Source organism: Microbacterium sp. 22242 (assembly GCF_052045495.1).
GTDB lineage: Bacteria > Actinomycetota > Actinomycetes > Actinomycetales > Microbacteriaceae > Microbacterium.
The window spans coordinates 20,188-40,126 of the sequence record NZ_JBQEOZ010000020.1 but is presented as its reverse complement, the minus strand read 5'-3'; the positions used below and the strand labels follow the sequence as shown (position 1 = coordinate 40,126).

Annotated in this window: 19 protein-coding genes; 10 read left to right on the top strand and 9 right to left on the bottom strand. The window is 69.6% G+C overall.

The features are described from left to right. Positions 1–1,788: an aldehyde dehydrogenase family protein gene (locus tag ACTJJZ_RS16645; protein ID WP_440722303.1), complete on the bottom strand. Its 1,788-nt coding sequence runs from the start codon at positions 1,786–1,788 to the stop codon at positions 1–3. A gap of 72 nt (positions 1,789–1,860) precedes the next feature. After that, positions 1,861–2,124, bottom strand: a complete 264-nt coding sequence (locus tag ACTJJZ_RS16640; RefSeq protein ID WP_440722302.1) for a glutaredoxin domain-containing protein — start codon at positions 2,122–2,124, stop codon at positions 1,861–1,863. A gap of 160 nt (positions 2,125–2,284) precedes the next feature. Here ACTJJZ_RS16640 and ACTJJZ_RS16635 point away from each other — a divergent pair, with 160 nt between their 5' ends. Further along, complete coding sequence (locus ACTJJZ_RS16635) at positions 2,285–3,463, top strand: glycosyltransferase (protein ID WP_440722301.1); 1,179 nt, start codon at positions 2,285–2,287, stop codon at positions 3,461–3,463. A 10-nt stretch (positions 3,464–3,473) separates the two neighbouring features. On the opposite strand, the gene ACTJJZ_RS16630 is transcribed toward ACTJJZ_RS16635, so the two are convergent. The 6 genes from ACTJJZ_RS16630 to ACTJJZ_RS16605 form a co-directional block, all read right to left on the bottom strand. Next, positions 3,474–4,631: a polysaccharide deacetylase family protein gene (locus ACTJJZ_RS16630; RefSeq protein WP_440722300.1), complete on the bottom strand. Its 1,158-nt coding sequence runs from the start codon at positions 4,629–4,631 to the stop codon at positions 3,474–3,476. Positions 4,632–4,718: 87 nt separating this feature from the next. After that, on the bottom strand, positions 4,719–5,345 hold the full coding sequence (locus ACTJJZ_RS16625) for a response regulator transcription factor (protein ID WP_440722299.1): 627 nt from the start codon (positions 5,343–5,345) through the stop codon (positions 4,719–4,721). Then, the gene (locus tag ACTJJZ_RS16620; protein WP_440722298.1) at positions 5,342–6,601 is read right to left on the bottom strand and encodes a sensor histidine kinase; all 1,260 of its coding nucleotides are present in this window, start codon (positions 6,599–6,601) and stop codon (positions 5,342–5,344) included. The genes ACTJJZ_RS16625 and ACTJJZ_RS16620 overlap by 4 nt, the downstream gene beginning before the upstream one ends. A gap of 1 nt (position 6,602) precedes the next feature. Continuing rightward, entirely contained in the window at positions 6,603–7,421 is an 819-nt protein-coding gene (locus tag ACTJJZ_RS16615) for an ABC transporter permease (protein WP_440722297.1), read from the bottom strand. Between the two features lie 2 nt (positions 7,422–7,423). Next, complete coding sequence (locus tag ACTJJZ_RS16610; RefSeq protein WP_440722296.1) at positions 7,424–8,392, bottom strand: ABC transporter ATP-binding protein; 969 nt, start codon at positions 8,390–8,392, stop codon at positions 7,424–7,426. 120 nt (positions 8,393–8,512) lie between these two features. Beyond that, the gene (locus tag ACTJJZ_RS16605; protein WP_440722295.1) at positions 8,513–8,911 is read right to left on the bottom strand and encodes a RidA family protein; all 399 of its coding nucleotides are present in this window, start codon (positions 8,909–8,911) and stop codon (positions 8,513–8,515) included. 121 nt (positions 8,912–9,032) lie between these two features. Between ACTJJZ_RS16605 and ACTJJZ_RS16600 the strand changes: the two genes are divergently transcribed. From ACTJJZ_RS16600 to ACTJJZ_RS16565, 8 genes are all read left to right on the top strand, one after another. Beyond that, positions 9,033–9,224, top strand: coding sequence for a hypothetical protein (locus ACTJJZ_RS16600; protein WP_440722294.1), 192 nt, complete (start codon positions 9,033–9,035; stop codon positions 9,222–9,224). Positions 9,225–9,324: 100 nt separating this feature from the next. After that, a complete protein-coding gene (locus tag ACTJJZ_RS16595; protein ID WP_440722293.1) occupies positions 9,325–10,518 on the top strand; it encodes a histidine kinase in 1,194 nt (397 codons plus the stop codon). Then, entirely contained in the window at positions 10,515–11,177 is a 663-nt protein-coding gene (locus ACTJJZ_RS16590; RefSeq protein ID WP_440722312.1) for a response regulator transcription factor, read from the top strand. Before ACTJJZ_RS16595 ends, ACTJJZ_RS16590 begins: the two co-directional genes overlap by 4 nt. A gap of 124 nt (positions 11,178–11,301) precedes the next feature. Beyond that, positions 11,302–11,640, top strand: a complete 339-nt coding sequence (locus ACTJJZ_RS16585) for an SHOCT domain-containing protein (RefSeq protein ID WP_440722292.1) — start codon at positions 11,302–11,304, stop codon at positions 11,638–11,640. A gap of 135 nt (positions 11,641–11,775) precedes the next feature. Beyond that, positions 11,776–13,005 (top strand): FAD-dependent oxidoreductase, encoded by a 1,230-nt coding sequence (locus tag ACTJJZ_RS16580; RefSeq protein WP_440722291.1) that lies wholly within the window; start codon positions 11,776–11,778, stop codon positions 13,003–13,005. 180 nt (positions 13,006–13,185) lie between these two features. Beyond that, a complete protein-coding gene (locus ACTJJZ_RS16575; RefSeq protein ID WP_440722290.1) occupies positions 13,186–15,105 on the top strand; it encodes a S53 family peptidase in 1,920 nt (639 codons plus the stop codon). Positions 15,106–15,460: 355 nt separating this feature from the next. Next, positions 15,461–16,894: a recombinase family protein gene (locus tag ACTJJZ_RS16570; RefSeq protein ID WP_440722289.1), complete on the top strand. Its 1,434-nt coding sequence runs from the start codon at positions 15,461–15,463 to the stop codon at positions 16,892–16,894. 26 nt (positions 16,895–16,920) lie between these two features. After that, on the top strand, positions 16,921–17,232 hold the full coding sequence (locus tag ACTJJZ_RS16565) for a hypothetical protein (protein WP_440722288.1): 312 nt from the start codon (positions 16,921–16,923) through the stop codon (positions 17,230–17,232). Here the strand turns inward: ACTJJZ_RS16565 and ACTJJZ_RS16560 are convergent. Then, positions 17,195–18,085 (bottom strand): hypothetical protein, encoded by an 891-nt coding sequence (locus ACTJJZ_RS16560; protein WP_440722287.1) that lies wholly within the window; start codon positions 18,083–18,085, stop codon positions 17,195–17,197. The genes ACTJJZ_RS16565 and ACTJJZ_RS16560 overlap by 38 nt on opposite strands. A gap of 579 nt (positions 18,086–18,664) precedes the next feature. On the opposite strand from ACTJJZ_RS16560, the gene ACTJJZ_RS16555 reads away from it, so the two are divergent. Then, complete coding sequence (locus tag ACTJJZ_RS16555; protein ID WP_440722286.1) at positions 18,665–19,000, top strand: hypothetical protein; 336 nt, start codon at positions 18,665–18,667, stop codon at positions 18,998–19,000. Positions 19,001–19,939: the final 939 nt, after the last annotated feature.

Genomic DNA, 19,939 nt, shown 5'->3' with positions numbered 1-19,939 from the left:
CTAGGCGCGCATGGCCTGCGCGAGCGTGCGGAGCAGCGCGAGCACGCCGCCGCGGGCACGATACCGGGTCAGCCCCTCGCTCACCTCGGCCGCCGTGCGCGACGACACGAACCACGGCGGCTTCGGGAGGATCGTGAAGCGTCCGCCGTCGCGGACGACCGAGGCCGAGCGCGGGAACGGGCGGAACGGCCCGCGGGTGACGGAGCGCTCCACGTCCGCGAGCAGCAGGGCGTTGTGCACCACGCCGATGCCGCTGCCGACGTCGGCGATCGTGTTGCCGGGGAACGCGCCCCAGGTGAGGGTCGGGGTGATGAAGCCGAACGCGGTCCAGGCGTTGATCGCGATGGACCCGTAGCGCAGCGCCGTGATGGCGCGCTCGAAGCCGCCGCCGAGCAGCGCCTCGGTGGCCGGATCGATCAGCAGGTTCGCGCCGAGCGTGCCCTGCAGCCTCTCGTTCGCGTGCGCGACCGCCGCGTCCAGGAACTCCTGACCGGTGCCGGGGAACTCCTCGACGCCGAGCACGGGCGCGAAGTACTCGGTGTTCTCGAGCGCCGTCGCGTCGTCGCCGTCGCCGTCGCCGATCTCGACGAGCAGGCGATCCGCGAGCACGAGAGCGTCCGGGTAGGCCTCGGACGCCTGCGCCATCCGCTCGGCGGAGCGCGGGTACCAGACCGGGCGCTCCGGAGCGAGGGCGTAGGCGCGCCGCAGCTCGGCGAGGAACTGGTCCTTCTGCGCCCAGTCGCTCGACAGGATCACCACCTGGCCGGCGATGCAGTTGTGTCCGGCGTTCTGCAGGCGCATGGTCGCGACGTGCTCGGCCTGGAAGCGGAGGTCCTCCGCGCTCCACTCGCCGGGGACGACGATGATCGGCGAGACACCGCCGAGCTCCGCCGTGATCGGCTTGGTCAGGAGAGGGCGGTTCTCGCGCCTGCGGGTCTTCGCCTCGTCGGCCTCCGCACCTGAGCCCGTCGAAGGGCCCCACACGATCGCGTCGAAAGTGGGGGCGGATCCGGTGATGTGCACGTGCGCGAACGCATCGTGGGCGGTCAGGAACGCGCCGACCTCGGGTCCGCCGCGGACGATGCGCAGGAAGCCGGGCGCGATGAGCGGGGCGAGGGCGCGCTGGAACACCGGCACCAGCGCGTCCTGCGTGGGGTTGACCTTCAGCAACACGACGCGGTTGTGCGCCAGCAGCTCGTACAGCACGTCGAGCACCGGGATGGAGGTGATGTTGCCGGCCCCGAGCACGAGGCCGATCCCGCCGTCCGGTCCCTGCGCTTCGACGGGCTCCGGAGCCAGTCGGGCAGCGGCCCGTCTACGCTGCGCGAGCCCGACGCGCGCCCTGGCGTCGCCGGGGGTCACGCCGGGGGTGAGCCACACCTCGCCGGTGAAGCCCGAGAGCAGCAGCCTGTCGATCCCGGTCAGCGGGAACGCGTGCACCCGGGTCTGCCCGCTTCGGGTGCGGTCGATCCGCACGCCGTCGAGGGGGTTCCCGCCCTGGGCGATGCGGTCCAGCGTCTCGAGGTACGCGTCCACCGCGCCGAGAGTCGCGTACGGGCCGCTCAGCCACTCCTCGCCCCGCAGCGGATGGTCGTCGGAAAGCTGCTTCGACCGGGCGGCGGTGCGCGCCCACTCCCGTGCGCTCGCCGCGACGGTGCGGCGCACTCCGCGCAGCAGCGTCACCCGCTGCCCGACCGTGAGCGCGGACCAGGCGGCGGAGCCCTTCCGGAGCGCGGAGATCGCGGCCTCGATCGGCGCGCTGACGTCTTCGGCGAGGGTCTCAGGCATCGGCATCTCCTTCGGCGCGGTCGATTTCAGACTACGCGCTCGGGGGAACCGCCAAGGGGCCAGGCGTGCTGGTCAGATCAGCGAGAGCTCGCGGAGCTTCGCCTCGACGTCGGCGTTCGACGGCTCCACGTGATGCGAGGCGTCCGGGTAGACCACGACGGGGATGTTGGTGCGGCCGGAGATCTCCTTGGCCACGTCGGCGGCGGACGGGTCCTCGACCAGGTCGACGTAGGCGTACTCGATGCCGAGCTCGTCGAGCTGCCTCTTGGTGCGGATGCAGTCGCGGCACCAGTCGGCGCCGAACACGGTGATGGTGTCAGAAGCGGGGGTCGTCATGCTTCCAGGGTACGGCGGATTTCCGGGGCGGGATCCGTGTCCACGGCGGTCCCGTTCACCGCTCGGCAACCCGGGAGCGGCAGGATCCCTACGGGAAACGCGCAGGTAGCGCAAGGGTTCCTGTGGGAGCATGTGGGGCAAGGACGTCTAGAGGAGGGGCATGGACGACATGTCTTCGGCCGCGATAACGGTCCCCGGAGCGACGGTGATCGTGCCGACGTTCAACGAACGCGACAACATCGCCGAGCTCGTCTCCCGGGTCTCCGACGCACTGGCCGGCCGCGACATCGAGATCCTCTTCGTCGACGACAGCAGCGACGACACCCCCCAGGTGATCCGCACGATCGCGAGCGACGCGCCCGTCCCGGTGCGCGTCCTGCACCGCGACAAGCCCGAGGGCGGCCTCGGCGGTGCGGTGGTCGAGGGCATCCGCGACGCCCGCTACGACGTGTGCATCGTGATGGACGGCGACCTCCAGCACCCGCCGGAGCTGCTGCCCGAGATGATCGACCGCTATGAGGACGGCGACACCGACGTGGTCGTCGCCTCCCGCTATGTCGGCGGCGGCGACAGCCGCGGCCTGGCCGGCGCGGTCCGTGTGGGAGTCTCGCGCGGTGCGACGACCCTCACCAAGGCCATGTTCCCGATCCGGCTGTCCGGGGCCTCGGACCCGATGACCGGCTTCTTCCTCGTCGACCGGCGCGCGGTCGATCCGTCAGCGCTGCGCCCGAACGGGTTCAAGATCCTGCTCGAGATCCTGGTGCGCTCCGACGTGCGGATCTCCGAGGTGCCGATGCAGTTCGGCGAGCGGCTGCACGGCGAGTCGAAGGCGTCGTTCCGGCAGGGACTGGCCTTCCTCAAGCATCTTGCACGGCTGCGCTTCGGCAAGATGTCGCTGTTCGCGATCATCGGCGCGGTCGGCGCCCTGGCGAACCTGGTCATCATGTGGGCGCTCACGCACGTGGGCATGGAGTACATCTGGGCGGCGATCATCGCGGCCGAGGTGACCATCGTCGGGAACTTCATCCTGCAGGAGCGCTACGTCTTCAACGACATGCGCGACGAGGCCTCGACCATCGGAGTCCGCTTCGCGCAGTCGTTCACGTTCAACAACGTCGAAGCGGCGCTGCGCATCCCGATCCTCGCGCTCATGGTCGAGGGCTGGCACATCTCCAGCATCCTCGCCGCGGCGATCTCGCTGGTCGTCGCGTTCTTCGTGCGCTTCCTGTTCCACTCGCTGGTGGTCTACGCACCGCGACGCTCCGTGCGCGTCACGCGCAGTGCCGAAGAGCGCGCCCGCGGTGGTCGCCTCGAGGCGGAGGCCGCCGGAGCCGAGTGATCCGGAGCGGTCAGCCGATGTTGTTCTTCAGGCTGTCCACCGTGTCGCCGTAGTTGATCCGGATCACCGGCAGCTCGAGCTTGGGCGTTCCGAGCTGCACGTAGCCGTACTCGATCGTCCGGGCCAGCAGGAACCCGGCCTTGGTCACGCCCTCCTCCGCGGTCGCGTTGTAGTGGCCGTACGGGTAGGCGATGACCTCTTTGACGCCGAGGATCTGCGCCGACTTCTCCAGGTCGGCGGCGACCTCGTCGGCGGAGAGGTTGACCATGAGCCCCTTGCCGTTGGCGCCTGCGCGGTGCATGTCGTTGGTGTGCGAGCGCTGCAGCACGTACGGCGACGGCGACGGCGCCTGACGGGCGCTCGTGATCACGAACGAGGTGGTCAGGAGCTTGTTCTCGGTGACGACGGGGACCGCGAGCTGCAGCCAGGTCGGGTCGGCGTCGTCGTCGGTGATGATCACCGAGTGCTTGGGCAGGAAGAGCTTGCCGTCGATGAAGGCGTTCAGCTCGTCCCAGGTCGGCAGGTAGAACTTCTGCGCGGCCACGTACGCCATCTGCGCTTTGAAGTCCTCGATGTAGACGTAGTTGTTGCGCAGCCAGTTGTCCTCGCCGCCGGGCTTGGTCGTGAACTGGTGATACATCAGGATCGGGATCTTCGCGGCCGTCGCGGAGTTCTGTTCCGGCGTCGTCCACGCCGCGTGCAGGGTGCGCCGGTGGTCGGTGCAGCCGACCAGCTGCGATCCGTTCACCCGGTCGGTCTGCGTCTGGGCCTGCGCCAGCTCGGGGGTCGGATACCAGCCGGCGAACACGAACCCCGCACGCTCGGGGATCGGCAGCCCGGTGAACAGCACGCCCTCGGTCTGCAGCATCGGGGCCTGGGCGATCCCGTCGCCCTGGAACGACACCGCGCATGCCGTGGCCGGGTCGGGAGCGTTCTTCAGCAGGGCCTGCTCTGCCGTGAGCGGTGTGGGCCGCGGTGTCGGAGCCTGACTGGTCGGCACGGCCTGCGGCGCGGGTTTACCGAGCCACGCATGCACGGCGGTCGTCGTCACCACCCCCACGAGCGCGATCGCGAGCACGGCGATGATCGCCACCGTGATGCGACGGCGCCGGATCACGGCACGCGAGGGCTTTCGCGGGCGCGACGATGCGGGGGAGCCTCCGGACATGACCCCGAGTGTAGGGGATCGGCGTGACCGGCGAGTGTAGGGGATCGGCGTGACCGGCCCGGGACCGTCGACCCCTCCCGATCCCCCTCAGAGAAGCCAGCCGCGGTCCTCCGCGATGCGCGCGGCGTCGGCCCTGGTGCGCGCCTCGAGCTTCTGCATCGCCGAGGACAGGTGGTTCCTGGTCGTCCCCTCGGACAGGTGCAGGGATCGCGCCACGTCCGCGATGGTCCCGCCGCCGCGCGCCGCCGAGAGCACCTCGGCCTCGCGCGGAGTCAGCGGGGAGGGCCCAGCGGTGAGGGCGTCGGTTGCGAGGGCCGCGTCGATCACGGTCTCACCGCGCCTGACGCGACGGACGACGTCGGCCAGTTCCGAGGCCGGGGTGTCCTTGACCACATAGCCGGACACGCCGGCCGCGAGGGCCCGGGAGAGATACCCGGCCCGGCCGAAGGTCGTCACGATCACGATCCGCACCCCGGGGTGGGCGGCGTGCACCTGCGCGGCGGCGGTGAGGCCGTCGATCCCGGGCATCTCCACGTCGAGCAGCGCGATGTCGGGCCGGTGCTCGGCGACGGCAGCGAGCACCTCGTCGCCGCGGCCGACCTGGGCGATCACGACGAGATCGTCCTCCAGTCCGAGCAAGGTCGCCAGCGCCCCGCGCACGAGGGCCTGGTCGTCGGCGAGGAGGATCCGGATCCTGCCGTCCTCCGTCGTCATGCCGTGACCTCCAGGAGGAATCCGCCGTGGCGGGATCGGCCGATCCGCAGGGCGCCCCCGGCATCGGCGGCGCGCTCGGCGAGACCGTGCAGACCGGTTCCGGGGCGGCTGTCGGCGTCCGGCGTGCGGGCGGGGCCGGTGCCGTCGTCCTCGATCGTGATGCGGTCGGGCGCGAGCGTCACCCAGCAGTTCGTCGCGCCTGCGTGCCGGATCACGTTCGTGACGGCCTCGCGCAGCGCCCAGCCGAACAGCTCGCGGTTGCGCTCGGGCACCTCGTCGGTGGTCGTCGGCAGATGCGCGGCGATCCCGGCGGCCGGCAGCAGCGTGCGCAGCGAGGCGAGCTCGCTCGCGACCCGCACCTGCCGGTAACCCGACACCACGGCGCGCATGTCGCCGAGCGTGGCGCGGGCGAGGGACTGCACCTCGTGGATCTCGACCGCCGCGGCGGCCGGATCCCGGTCGGCGAGCTTCGCGGCCAGATCCGCCTTCAGCGCGATCGCGGACAGCGAGTGCCCGAGGATGTCGTGCATGTCGCGGGCGACGCGGTTGCGCTCCTCCTCGACCGCGACGACCGCGAGTTCCTCCTGGGCGCGGCGCAGCTGCGCCAGCGTCTGCAGGTTGCGCGTGAAGGCCGCCATCAGGGTGCCGATGGACAGGATGATGAGCGGCATCGTCCACGGCGGGGTGCTCGTGGGTTCCAGGGCGCCGTCCACGAGGTTGATCACGAGGGCCGTGGCCGACACCGCGACCACGGCGATCATCGCCCGTCCGCTGCCGCCCAGGCAGAGTGCGGCCGAGACCCCGACGTAGGTCCAGAGGCCGGACAGGTCGGGCCCGAGCACGAGGAGGAACGGCAGCGACAGCAGCAGGAGCCCCGCGGGCGGCGTCCAGCGCCACGGGCCCGGCAGCGCCATGGAGATCGGGAAGGAGACCGTGAACAGCGCGCCGTAGACGATCACCGCGAGGCCCCAGAACCAGGATCCGGGGGCGGGGACCTGGGTGAGGATCGGCCCCAGGATGAAGCCGACGATGAACAGCTGGCTGGTCAGCGCACCCGGATACCAGCGCCTGGCGCCGGGGGCGCCGAGGACGAGCCGCAGCCGCGTCCAGCCGGTGGTGCCCTCCAGCGGCGGCGCGTCGAGGAAGCCGCCTTCGCCGATGCCGAAGCGCCCGACGAAGCCGAACCGGCGCTCGCGCCGGGCGGGGCGTGCGGCCGGAGCCGACACGCCCTGCTCGGCGCGGGTGCTGTCCGTCACGTCAGACGCGCTTGGTGTCGCGGCGGAACATCATCACCGCGAGCCCCGTGAAGACGAGGAACCAGACGATCAGGTTCAGCGCCGACCAGCCGTCGGGGGCGACGCCGATGATCGCCGACTGGGACAGGTTGGCGATGCCCCACAGCGGGGTGAACTTGGCCGCCGTCTGCACGGCGTCCGGCATGAGCGCGAGCGGCACGAACAGGCCGCCCATGAAGCTCAGGATCGGCAGGATCGGCCCGAGGTAGCGCATCGCGTTCTGAGCCGGGAACGCGTAGCCGACGGCGAGCCCGAGGCTGGTCAGCATCAGCGAGCTGAGCCATGCGAGCAGGCCGGCGAGGATCAGGTTGCCGAGAGGCGCGGTGATCCCGAGCGCGGCGCCGACGATGAGCGTCACCAGCACGGCGATGCCGCCGAGGGCCATGCCGCAGACCACCTTGACCAGGATGTACACGACCGGGTTCAGCGGGGTGAGGCGCAGCTGGCGGCTCCAGCCCTGGGCGCGCTCGGAGGCGACCGAGACGCCGGTCATCGTGCTGGCGACCATGGCGCCGTACACGGCCATCGAGATCATGATCGGCACGGCAGCGGACATGCCGCCCTGGCTGACCGGGACGCTCGTGATCGCCGCGTTCTTGTTCGGCAGGCCGATCATGACGAGCATCGCGATCGGGAAGATCAGCGTGAACACGACGACGCTGGAGTTGCGGAACAGGCGCTTCAGCTCGACGCCGAGGAAGGTGAGGCTGAACCCGCCCATCGCGGGCACGCGGCGGGAGCTCGGGTCGATCCGGTCCAGCCGGTCGGTGATGGCGGTCATGGTCATTCCCCTTCCCTGTCGTCGCGGTCGTCGTCGCCGGTGAGGCGGAGGAACGCCTGCTCCAGGTTCTGACTGGTGATGGTGACGTCGCGCGCCGACGTGCGGGTCAGCAGGTGGCGCGCCACGGCGTCGGAGTCGTTCGCGCGGATGATGATCCGGGGGCCGCGGACCTCGACCGAGTCGACGCCCTCCAGCGCCGCGATCTCGCGCTGCGCCGAGGGATCCTGGCCGTCCCACTCCGCCTCGATCGTGCGGCCGGAGGCCATCGCCTTGATCTCGGCGGTGGTGCCGTCGGCGACGATGCGCCCCTTGCGGATCAGGACGATCCGGTCCGCGTACTGGTCGGCCTCCTCGAGGTAGTGCGTCGCGAAGAGCACCGTGCGGCCGCGCTGCGCATCGGCGTGGATCGCCTGCCAGAACGAGTGCCGCCCCTCGACGTCCATGCCGGTCGTCGGCTCGTCCAGGACGATGAGGCCCGGATCCGAAACCAGCGCCATCGCGAACCGCAGCCGCTGCTGCTGGCCGCCCGAGCACTTCTGCACCTTGCGATCGGCGATCTCGGCGATGCCGGCCCGCTCGAGCGCCGCGTCGATGCTCGTGGTGTGCGCGAACAGCGAGGCGGTGAGCTTCATCGTGTCGCGCACGCTGATGTCGCTGAGCAGGCCGCCGGTCTGCATGACGGCCGAGACGAGCCCGCGGCTGATCGCCTGGCGGGGCGTGAGGCCGAACAGCGACACCTCGCCGCTGTCGGGCTGGGAGAGGCCGAGCAGCATGTCGATCGTGGTGGTCTTGCCGGCGCCGTTCGGGCCGAGGAAGGCGACGACCTCGCCCTGCCGCACGGAGATGTCCACGCCGTCGACGGCCGTGAAGCCGCGGAAGCGCTTGGTGAGGCCCGTCGCCTCGATCGCCGCGAGCGGCGCGGCGCCGGCCCCGGTCGTGGTGACGGGCCGTGCCGTCTGTGTCTCGTTCATGTCGTCCAGTCTGCTCCGCGCGGTGATGAGCGCACGATGAACGATGTCACGGATCGGTCATGACATCCGTCATGTGGGGCCGGCTCCCTGAGGCCGGCTCCCTGGGGGCGCGCGGATCGGTCAGGCGGTGAGGGCGGCGAGGGCGCTGAGCTCGATCAGGGCGCCGGGAACCCCGAGGCCTGCCACGCGGGCGGCCGTGACCAGGGGAGGCGCGCCCTCGCGGGCCAGCTTCGGGCCGACGGCGCCGTAGGCCGCGCTCAGGTCGGCGTCCTGGTGGATCAGCACGGTCCAGCCGACCACGTCGGCGAGGGTCGCGCCGGCGGCGGCCAGCGCGGCCTCGGCGTTGTCGAGGGCTCGCGCGGACTGCACGGCGACGTCGTCGGAGACGACCGCGCCGGTCTCGTCGACGCCGTTCTGACCGCCGACGTGGATCATCGTCGAGCCGGGCGGGATCACGGCGACGTGGCTGAAGCCGGGGCTGCGCACCAGGCCGGGGACCTGAGGATAGGAGATGCTCATGCCGGGATGGTAGCCAGGGACTCCGACATTCCTTCCCGGGAGGATCCGTCGCCGCGAAAGCGCGGGTGGGGCCGGCAGATGCGGCGCGATAGACTCGAGTGGCTCAACAGGAGGTTGCCCGGTGATCCTTCACTACATCGTGTACGGAATTCTTTTCCTCGGCGGAATCGTCGTGATGGGCATCGCTCCCGGTCTGCCCGCGTGGCAGGGACCGGCGTTCGTCGCCGGAATCCTGCTCATCTGCGCCGCACTCGCGTACATGATGCGCGAGCCCGGCGGCGCCACGAAGCGCTCCCGTTCCTGGGAGTCCTGAGCCGCTGACGCGATCGCCTGCCGGCGTACTCCCTCGGGAGTAGCCGGGAGGCACCCCGCGGGCGGATCCGCCCGCCGGCTCCCGCGGATAGCATCGAGAGATGCTCGATCCGCACCCCGACGCCGTCCTCAGGGGCAGCGCGGACTGGGGCCCGACGCGCGCGCCGCGCCGGGTCCGGCTGATCGCGCCGGTCGTGCTCAGCCTGCTCGTGCAGGTGCCCGCGGCGATCTGGATCGCGGCGCACAATCCTCGCCCCGACCTGCAGTGGCGGATGCTGCTGCATCTCGCGCTCGCGCTCGCCGGTCCGCTGGTGCTGCTCGCGGCGCGCCGCTTCCCGGGGCCCACCGTCGCGGTCGTCACCGGGCTCGCGCTGCTCGACGTGCTGACCACGCCGGTCTACGGTCCGCCCTATCTCGCGCTCGCCTTCGCGATCATCGGGGCGGTCGTCCGCGGTGCCGCGGTCTGGGCCGCCATCTCCGTCGCCGTGGGCTGGACCTCGGCGATCCTGATCGGGGTGGGGATCGGCCGGATCTGGCACCCCGGCATCATCGTCGCGGCGACGGTCGGGCTGGCCGCGAGTTTCGCGATCGGCGCGCTGGTGCGCACTCGCGGTGCGCGGATGGCCGCGCTGCGCGCCGACGCCGAGCGGCGTCAGCAGAGCGCCGAGGAGCGCGAGCGCGTGCGCATCGCCCGCGAGCTGCACGACGTGCTCGGGCACGCCCTGTCGCAGATGAACGTGCAGGCCAGCGTCGGACTGCACCTGTTCGACCGCGACCCCGACCAGGCGCGCACCGCCCTGGAGAACGTGAAGAACACCTCGAAGCTGGCGCTCGAAGAGGTCCGCGGCGTGCTCGGCGTGCTGCGCGACGGCGAGGCGCCGCTGGTGCCGCAGGCCGAGCTCGCCGAGCTGCCGCGGCTCATCGCCGGGCTCACCACGCCCGGGCTGGACATCGTGCTGGACGACCGGCTCGGCGACCGCGCACCGAGCAGGGCCGCCCAGTTCGCGGCGTACCGGATCGTGCAGGAGACCCTCACCAACACGGTGCGGCACGCGCAGGCCGCACATGCCCGCATCGTGCTGGAGCGGCGGGAGGATCCGGACCCGTGGCTCGTGGTGACCGTCACCGACGACGGCCGCGGCTTCGGCGACGCCGACCCGGCCGCCTCGGGGCACGGCGGCGTCCTGGGCATGAAGGAGCGGGCGGCCCTGCTCGGCGGCCGGATCGGGTTCGGCGCCGCGGAAGGCGGCGGAGCGCGGATCGTGGCTACGCTGCCGTGGGGGAGGGCGTCGTGATCCGGGTCGCGCTCGCCGACGACCAGCTGCTCGTCCGCGCGGGATTCCGCGCGCTGCTGGACGCGGAGGACGACATCGAGGTTGTCGCCGAAGCGGCGGGAGGGCGGGAGCTGCTGGAGCGGATCCGGGAGACGCCCGTCGACGTCGTGCTCATGGACATCCGGATGCCCGAGGGCGACGGGCTGTGGGCGACCGAGCAGATCGCCGCCGATCCCGGCCTCGCCGACGTGCACGTCGTGATCGTGACGACCTTCGAGCTGGACGACTACGTGGCGCGGGCGGTGCGCGCGGGGGCCGCGGGGTTCCTGGTGAAGGACACCGAGCCGGCCGATCTGGTGCGCGCCGTACGCGTGGTCGCCGAGGGCGAGGCGCTGCTCTCGCCCGGCGTGACGAAGCGGCTGCTGCAGCGTCTCGCGGTGGGATTGCGCGACGCTCCGGACGCGGCGGTGCTGGCGGGCATCACCGACCGCGAGCGCGAGGTGCTGCGCCTGGTCGGGCTGGGCATGACCAACGACGAGATCGCGGAACGGCTCTTCCTCAGCCCGCTCACGGCGAAGACGCACGTGTCCCGCATCATGTCGAAGCTGCACGCCCGCGACCGCGTGCACCTCGTGGTGATCGCCTACGAGACCGGCCTCGTCGCCCCCGGCTGGCAGTAGCCGGGGCGTACTCCGCGGGGAGCACGGCGATTCACTCCCTGCGCGGGATTCGGATCGGATCCGGGATCGCGAAGCTGGAACCATCGGTCGACGTCCGGCCGATCCGATCGAAGGATGGTCACTCATGTTCGCAACCGTCGCGGCCGTCGCCGCGCACCCGGGCCATTGGGGCTTCGCGCCGTTCTGGCCCTTCTTCATCATCGGCCCGCTGATGTTCCTCATCATCGTCGGCCTCGTCATCGCCCTGGTCGTGCGCCGTCGTCACGGCGGCTACGGCCCGTGGGGTCCGGCCGCGTGGCACGGCGCCCCCGGTGCGCCCGGCGCCCAAGCGCCCTGGGCGGGCCAGGCGCGGAACCGCAGCGCGGAGCAGATCCTCGCCGACCGGTTCGCGAAGGGCGACATCGACGAGACCGAGTACCGCGCCCGGCTCGAGGTGCTGCGCGCCAACCGGCCGGAGGCCTGAGCCGCCGATCGGGATCCCCCGCGCTGCCGAGTGCGGGGGACCCCGGTCGTGCGACGTGCACACGCCCTTCGGCGGCTTCCGCAACAGTTGCCCGCCGCCCGGCGAGGGTGCAGGCTGTGCGAGAGGGAGGGACCGATGGCCGACCGCACCGAGTTCGACTGCGTGATCGTCGGCGGCGGCCCGGCGGGCGTCGTCGCCGGACTCCTGCTCGCGCGCGGGGGCATGGAGGTCGCCGTGCTGGAGAAGCATGCGGACTTCTTCCGCGACTTCCGCGGCGACACGATCCACCCGTCGACGCTCCGCCTGCTCGACGAGCTCGGGCTCTACGACGAGTTCGCGCAGATCTCGCATCGCAAGGTGAAGAACGTCAGCTTCCTCCGGCCGGACGGGACCGAGTTCGTCCTCGCCGACCTGACCAGGCTCAGGGTTCCGCATCCGTTCGTGACGCTCGCGCCGCAATGGGACTTCCTGGATCTGCTCGCGCGCGCCGGCGAGCAGGAGCCGACCTTCCACCTGCGGATGGGGGCGGAGGCGACCTCGCTCATCCGCGAGGGCGGGAGGATCGCCGGGGTGGTCGCGTCGACCGCCGACGGGGACGTCTCGCTGCGTGCACCGCTCGTCATCGCCGCCGACGGGCGGTGGTCCCTGGTGCGCCGGGAGGCGGGCCTCGCCGTCCGGGCACTGCGATCCACCGTCGACGCCTGGTGGTTCCGCGTCGAGACCGAGGTCGAGGTCGCGGATTCGATCGCGCCGCGTGCCGCCGACGGCACGGTGTTCATCGGCATCCCGCGGCCGGGTTACGTGCAGATCGCGCGCCTGCTCCCCAAGGGCGCGGATGCGCGGCTGCGGGCCGAGGGCGTGCAGAGCCTCCGCCGTGCGGTGGCTCTCGCCTTCCCGGAGCTTGAGCGGGATGCGCAGGCGCTGACCCTGGACGACGTGAAGCTCCTGGACATCCAGCGCAACAGCGCGCGCCGCTGGTTCGTCGACGGCCTGCTCTGCATCGGGGACGCGGTGCACGCGATGAGCCCGGTCGGCGGCGTCGGCGTCAACCTCGCGGTCCAGGACGGCGTCGCCGCCGCGCGCATCCTCGCAGAGCCGCTGCGCCGCGGCCGGGTCACCGTGCGGGACCTCCGCCGGGTGCAGCGCCGACGCCGGATCACGACCACGACCGTGCAACTCCTGCAGGGTGCTCTGCACCGCATGATCGAGCCGGTCGTGCACCGCGGAGGGACGCTGCGGCCGCCCGCTTTCGTGGCCTGGCTCTTCACCGCCTTTCCCGTGCTGACCGTGATCCCGGCACGGTTGATCGGGATGGGTGTGACGCCCGAGCACGCTCCTGACTTCGCCCGGAGGCCGAGACGGTAGCCGAGCCCGGTGGCGACTGACTCGAACGCAGGAGATGCACCGGCTGGGAGATTCCGATGCGTGGGCTGTGAGCTGGAGTCGCGTGGCCACGAGCTCTCGCGCGGCCGGCCCGCACCGGAATAGCATCACCCTCGGTCAGTGGCGACCGCCGCGGACCGAACCTGAGTCTGGAGATCCCGGATGCGTAGAAAAGTCCTCGGCGTCACCCTCGCGGTCGTAGCCACCGTCGCAGCCTCCCTCGGCGGTGCAGGAGCCGCCAACGCGGCCCCGCCTCCCAAGGCCCCGATCCCGAACTCCACGCCCGGCTGGCTCAGCCATGCGACCAAGGGCGGCGCCGCGAACGGCTCCGTGAGCGCACGCGTGTACCTGGCGCCCGCGGGCGGGATGGACGCGCTGACGGCCCTGGCCGCCTCCGTCTCCACGCCCGGATCCGCCCAGTACCGCCACTTCCTCACCGCAGCGCAGTATCACGCGACGTTCGACGCGCCGCAGGCCACCGTCGACGCGGTCACCGGCTGGCTGCAGGGCGCCGGCCTGAAGACGACGGTCGACCCGAGCCACCGCTACGTCGATGTGACGGGCGGCGTGGGCAACGCGAACAAGGCGTTCGGGGTCACGATCTCGAACTACACGCACGACGGTCTCACCGTGCAGGCGCCGGACGGTCCCGCGACCACCCCGGGCTCCCTGTCCGGATCCGTCATCGCGGTCGACGGACTCGACACCACGCCGTCGTTCGTGGATCCGAAGACGCAGAAGCCCGCGCCGCCGGACGGCGGGTTCCGCAACCCGCCGATCTGCGGCAAGACCTACGGATCCGCCACGCCGGCGAACCTCGCGGCGCCCGACGGCACCGCGCTCCCGGCGTTCGAGGGCCAGAACCTGCCGTACTCGCCGTGCGGCTACACCGGGTCCCAGCTGCGCAGCGCCTACGAGTCCGGCCTCACCGGCGGCTACGACGGCACCGGCGTGACCATCGCGATCACGGACGCGTACGCCTCGCCCACGGTCGAGGCCGACGCGAACAGGTACGCGAGCGACACGGGCGACAAGCCGTTCGCGCCGGGCCAGTTCTCGCAGAACCTGCCCAACGCCTACACGAACGTGAACAGCAACAAGTCCAACCACCAGTGCGGCATGGCCGGCTGGTACGGCGAGGAGACGCTCGACGTCGAGGCGGCGCACGCCATGGCGCCCGGCGCGAACATCCGGTACTACGGCGCCAAGAGCTGCATGGATCCGGATCTGCTCGACACGTTCACCCGGATCAACGACGAGAACGTGGCGAACGTCGTCACCAACTCGTGGGGCGGTGCCGGCGACGTCGTGAAGCCGTCGCTGTTCCTCGCCTACGAGACGGCGTTCCTGCAGGGCGCGGCCCAGGGCATCAGCTACGTCTTCTCCAGCGGCGACGACGGCGACGAGGCGGCCCGGATCGGCACCCCGCAGACCGACTACCCCGCGTCCGACCCGTTCGTCACAGCCGTCGGCGGCACGTCCACCGCGATCACCGACGCCGGCCTCACCGGCGAGACCGGCTGGCAGACCTCGAAGTACGTCCTGCAGAACGGCGCGTGGACGCAGAGCGCCGCGTTCCTGTACGGCGGAGGCGGCGGCTACTCGTCCAACATCCCGGAGCCGAAGTACCAGAAGGATGCCGGGATCGTCAGCCCGAACGGCGGGCGCGGCGTGCCGGACATCTCGATGGACGGCGACCCGACCACCGGCATGCTCGTCGGCCAGACCCAGACGTTCACCGGGTCCGCGGCGTACGACACCTACCGGATCGGCGGCACCAGCCTGGCGTCTCCGCTGTTCGCCGGCATCACGGCGCTGAAGATCCAGGCGAACGGCGGCACCGGCTTCGGACTGCTGAACCCGCTGATCTACAGCACGCAGGGCAAGGGCTTCCACGACGTGACCGGTGCGGGCATCGACAAGGGTGCGATCCGCGTCGACTACGTCAACGGCCTCGACGCCACGGACGGCTACGTCTACTCGGTGCGCACGTTCAACGGCGCCACCACGACCCAGACGGTCGGCACCGGCTGGGACACCGAGACCGGATGGGGCAGCGCCCGCTCCGGCTGGGTCCAGTAGGCCGGCAGTCATGCCATAAGGTCAGGATCCGCGAAGTCAGGTCAGGATCCGCGAAGTCAGGTCAGGATCCGCGAGCCGCTCGGTCCCCTCAGGGGCCGGGCGGCTCGCTCCGTGGGGCTTGGCGGCCCGCTCCGTGGAGCCACTCCGGTGGCCTATGCCGCTGTCAGGTCGAAGCGTGCTCGGCCGCCGAGGCGCGGAGTCCGGGCGGGATCGACGGAGGGCGGCGGGATGAACCACACCCGCGCCGCGACGCCGCCGCCGTCGATGCGGATGTCCCAGCCGTTGTCGTGGATGCGGTGGTGGCAGATCTCGCAGAGCAGGATGCCGTTGTCCGTGTCTTGTTAGTCTGACCTTTATGAGCAGTGTGGTGGGGTTGGGGCGTCCGGTGGCAGTGTACGCGCGGATCTCGGCGGACAAGACGGGTGAAGGTCTGGGGGTTGCCCGTCAGGTCGAGGACTGTATGCGTCTGGTCTCGGACCGAGGTTGGGCAGTGTTCGACACGTATGTCGACAACGACGTGTCAGCATTCACGGGTGGCAAAGCACGGCCGGAGTTCGCGCGGATGCTTGCCGACATCGAGGCGGGTCGGATCGGCGCCGTGGTGGTCTATCACCAGGACCGGCTGACACGGCGTCCGGGTGAGTTCGAGCAGTTCGTGGAGGCCTGCCAGCGCAACGGCGTCGACCAGCTCGTTACTGTCACGTCGGATATCTCGTTCGGGAATGACAACGGCATGTTGGTCGCCAGGATCACCGCGGCGGTCGCGGCAAACGAGTCCGCGCGGAAGCGGGCGCGGATCCTGCGGAAGATCGAGCAGAATGTCGCGGCGGGGAAACCGAATGGTGGGGCGACGCGCCCGTTCGGGTATGAGAACGACCGGATCACGGTCCGGGAGACCGAGGCGGCGGTTATCCGAACGGTTGCGGATCGGTTCATCCAAGGGGAGTCGCTGCGGTCGCTGGTTGCGTGGTTGAACGAGGAGGGTGTGCCGACATCGGGGAAAGCAACGTCGTGGCGGTCGCCGACGCTGCGGGGGCTGTTGCAGTCCGGTCGGATTGCCGGGCTGCGCGACCACCGAGGTGAGGTGGTCGGCGAGGCTGTGTGGGAGCCGATCATCACCCAGGAGCAGCGGGAGCGGATTCTTGCCGCGTTCGCGTCGCGGAAGCGGACAGGTCGGCGAACTCCGCAACGGTATCTGCTGACCGGGTTGCTGCGGTGTGGGAAATGCGGGGGCAAGCTGTTCTCCGCCGCGAGGCAGACCCCGCAGGGCAAGGTCGAGCGCCGGTACGTGTGTCAGTCGGGGCCGGATCACGGGGGCTGCGGGCGGCTGACAATCTCAGCGGTGCCGGTCGAGTCGTGGTTGACCGAGGCGGCGTTGTATCGGCTCGATACCCCGGAGGTGACGGCTGCATTGGAGGGCAGACACGAGGTGGACGCGCGGCACGCGGACGCCGTGGCCGTGCTGGAGGCGGCGCAGCGACGGTTGACGGATGTGGCGGAGATGTTTGCTGCGGGGGACATCACGAAGGCTGAGTACTTGGCAGCACGTCCGGTCGCGGAGGCGAAGGCTGCGGAGGCCGCGCGGATGTTGGAATCGCTGGCGACGAAGACCACTCTGGACAGCTTGGTTGGCAATGGCATTCTCCTCCGGGAGCGGTGGGACACGTACTCGCTGGATCGGCAGCATGCGATCATTCGGGCGATCCTGGCCTCGGCGACGATCGCGGCGGGGTCTCCGGGGCGCGGGAACTTCGATCCCGAGCGAGTTCAGCCGCACTGGGCGGCTTGACGGACGACGCGGTGAGGAGCCCAGGCATGAACGATCACGGCTCGGGTCAGCCGCCGGCGTCGGGGAGCCGGGTGCCAACCGTTGTGTTCTACGACATCATGCACGAGGCCGCGACCAGGGTCCGTGGCGCACTCGTTGGACTGTATGACGACGGGACGATCGACCCGGAGCAGTCGCTGCGCGCCAGTCTGGCCGTCGCGGAACAGGTTGATCGGGTTCCGCCGGATGATCGGACTGCGATCATTCACATGACGGATCGGTTGCGTGCATACTCTGCGCGGCTGGACGCCGTGAGTCGTTCTAGAGAGCGGCGAGTTGCCATCGATCTTCGATGGTGAAGCGGAGCTCGGTGACGGGCTTTCCCGTCCAATCGAACGATGAGCCGTGACCGAGCACGAGGATCGAGTCGGATTCGAGGTCCGTGAGGCGATGCCGGTCGGGATTCAGGGGCTCGGCGACGCTGAGGAACAACTGGTGGCGCGGATTGTCGAGGATGGGCTTTTCGTAGGTGTCAACACGCATGTATCGATAGGTCGCGCTTTCGCGTCGCTCCTTGACAGGGAAGATCACCGCAGCGGGCGGCGTGCGGTCGCCGTCGCGCTGGAGACGGCGAAGGTACTGCAGCGCCTCGGGTGAGCGGGCTTCGAAGCAGAAGTCGGCCCAGAACATCACAGAGATGTCTCCGCGGTGGTCGCGGTAACGGATCATGAGTCGGTTGAGGAGGTCGCCCGGGTCATCGTACTGCTTCAGAAATCGGGCAATCGCCGTCGCCGAGTTCATCGTCGCCGTCCATGTGTCCCCGTCACCGCCGCCGCCCCCTACGCGGCGTTTGGTGCTCTGCTTGTTGTTGAGCCGCTCTTCGTCCGGCAGGTGCAGGTACAGGATCTTGTCTTCAATCGAGACCGTATCGGGGTGAACCTGTTGCAAGTCGGCGTGCAGCGTCTCGATGTTGAGCCGGCAGTCGGCAGCATGATCGGTGTGGGGATAGAGGCTCAGGTAGGCGGGGACTTCGGTGCCTGATCCTCGGGTGAACGAGGAGGTCTTGCGCATCAGCACCGGGCAGCCGACGCAGATCAGGTCGCCCTTCTCGGGCGCATCCACGATCTCGCTGGGTAGGACTTCAATCCACTCCGCGCGCCCATCGTCGCGGGTGATCCGCAGCCGTGCCTTCTGATACTTCGCCGTGTTCACCACATTGCCCCCTCCGTGTCGAGATTGAGTATGACCCGTGGCCTGGGTATTTCAGTCGATTGAGCCGGTGGCTTCTCACGGACCGCGAGGTGTCAGATGAAGCGGCGTGGTGTCGAAGAGCGCGCCGACGCGGTGCATGAACGTGTCGGGGTTGAGGCGTTCCGGGACGCCCTGGGCAGCAGTCGTCCGCTGCACGCAAGCGATGAGTTCTGATCGCACCGTCCAATCGGCTGATTGGACGCTGATGACTGTCGATAGCACTCGGCAAGCGATTCCTCGCCAACGCACCTACCCTTCTGATCGAGGTCCGACGTGGTGGCGTACGAACTCGCGAAGATGCCTCGACTGGTCATCTTTCGGCACCGCGATCGGCATGGTGACGTCCCGGGCACCTGCGCACTCATCGCGCGGCCGGCGGGCGCGCGGATCTTTATTGAGTAAGCGGCGCCGCGTAGCCCGAGGCGCCGTCTCGACCAAGTGGCGCCGTTCGGGCAGAAACGACCGGCCGCAGTTCATCCACCCTCTGAGTGCATAGCCGGCGTTGCGACTCTTTTGGGACATGGTAAATACAATGTCGGAATGGACGTAAGAACCGCTCATCCCCTGACTGCTATGGGGGCGCCCTTCGATGTCAATCCTGAATATCGAGTCCGCGCGTGGACTGTACCCATCGAGCCCGGATCGGCATGGATGGTAGACGAATGGGATCTTGTGGGTGCATCGGGTGTCGAGGAAGTTCTGACCTGGGCCGGTGACATCGAAGCGGACTCGGTCGAAGTTTTTGTTCAAGTGATGGACAGCAGACGCGACGTGCACGGCGAGATTGATGAGCGGCGGCGGTTCATAAGGCTCTCAGGGCATCCAGCCGACGATGGCGGAGAAAGCGTTACGGTTCGGTTCGTTAAGAACGAGTGAGGCGCATCCCTCGCCTGGGGGATACGCCTCACCTCGGGATCACAGGCTTCTATGATCCAGGGACAAACTGAACCGTGTCTGTAAGCGCCGGCAACTCCGATTCGAGTTGTTTCTGCGCCGCGGCAAACGATGACCCGCAGGCGACGGAGATCCAAGGCGAATAGATCGTATTGACTGAGTAAGACGGGTTGTAGCCCGCAGGGGCTCGCAGAACGTAACTCAGGGACATTCGGAACGTTGCCGGGCCAGCGCTACAGCTGGTGGCCGCGTTAGTCTGCTCCCAACTGGTGTTGTAGAAGTCCTTCGTCTCGCCAGCCCACGATGCTCCGTCAGCGCGGTAGAGAACGGAACGCACATAGATCTCGTCCATGACGATACTGCAGCTGGCTGTACCAACTGTGTTGATGGTTCCGGAGTAGTGCACCGAGCCGTGCGGGTTCTGAGCATTCATCTCGCACACACCAATGACGATCGCGTTGGCCGGCGCTGCGGCGACCACTGAACCGGCCATGAGTAGTGCACCAACGCTGGCTGCTGCGAGTACCCGTCGCCAAAAAGTCCGTTTCATGAGACAACCCCCCTGTCTGAACGAGCAATTTGCCCGCCGCTACCTGGGAACGGTAGACCTGCCCCAAGGCCGGTGTCCAGAGGATTCGAAGAATTTTCTCAGGCTATTGATATCTGAGGGTGAGGTCGGTCTTCGTATGGCGTGGAAGTGGACGCTCATAGTGCCGGTGTGTGCGACAGCCTTTGGAGCCGACCGTTCAGGTTTGAACCTTGGAGACGCGCCTCGCCATCCCGCACCCGGACTCCACGTTGCCCGTTGCGGCTGCGATCCAGCGCGAGGTCAGCTCGGATCGATCTCGTCGATCGCCAGGTGCGGCTCAAACTCGTCGATAGTTCTCTCCGCTCAGCCCACCAACCGGTGTCGAAACTCGC

Coding starts and splice junctions, on each gene's coding strand:
- ACTJJZ_RS16645 (WP_440722303.1), bottom strand. CDS start 1,788: ATGCCTGAGACCCTCGCCGAAGACGTCAGCGCGCCGATCGAGGCCGCG.
- ACTJJZ_RS16640 (WP_440722302.1), bottom strand. CDS start 2,124: ATGACGACCCCCGCTTCTGACACCATCACCGTGTTCGGCGCCGACTGG.
- ACTJJZ_RS16635 (WP_440722301.1), top strand. CDS start 2,285: ATGGACGACATGTCTTCGGCCGCGATAACGGTCCCCGGAGCGACGGTG.
- ACTJJZ_RS16630 (WP_440722300.1), bottom strand. CDS start 4,631: ATGTCCGGAGGCTCCCCCGCATCGTCGCGCCCGCGAAAGCCCTCGCGT.
- ACTJJZ_RS16625 (WP_440722299.1), bottom strand. CDS start 5,345: ATGACGACGGAGGACGGCAGGATCCGGATCCTCCTCGCCGACGACCAG.
- ACTJJZ_RS16615 (WP_440722297.1), bottom strand. CDS start 7,421: ATGACCGCCATCACCGACCGGCTGGACCGGATCGACCCGAGCTCCCGC.
- ACTJJZ_RS16610 (WP_440722296.1), bottom strand. CDS start 8,392: ATGAACGAGACACAGACGGCACGGCCCGTCACCACGACCGGGGCCGGC.
- ACTJJZ_RS16605 (WP_440722295.1), bottom strand. CDS start 8,911: ATGAGCATCTCCTATCCTCAGGTCCCCGGCCTGGTGCGCAGCCCCGGC.
- ACTJJZ_RS16595 (WP_440722293.1), top strand. CDS start 9,325: ATGCTCGATCCGCACCCCGACGCCGTCCTCAGGGGCAGCGCGGACTGG.
- ACTJJZ_RS16585 (WP_440722292.1), top strand. CDS start 11,302: ATGTTCGCAACCGTCGCGGCCGTCGCCGCGCACCCGGGCCATTGGGGC.
- ACTJJZ_RS16580 (WP_440722291.1), top strand. CDS start 11,776: ATGGCCGACCGCACCGAGTTCGACTGCGTGATCGTCGGCGGCGGCCCG.
- ACTJJZ_RS16575 (WP_440722290.1), top strand. CDS start 13,186: ATGCGTAGAAAAGTCCTCGGCGTCACCCTCGCGGTCGTAGCCACCGTC.
- ACTJJZ_RS16570 (WP_440722289.1), top strand. CDS start 15,461: ATGAGCAGTGTGGTGGGGTTGGGGCGTCCGGTGGCAGTGTACGCGCGG.
- ACTJJZ_RS16565 (WP_440722288.1), top strand. CDS start 16,921: ATGAACGATCACGGCTCGGGTCAGCCGCCGGCGTCGGGGAGCCGGGTG.
- ACTJJZ_RS16555 (WP_440722286.1), top strand. CDS start 18,665: ATGGACGTAAGAACCGCTCATCCCCTGACTGCTATGGGGGCGCCCTTC.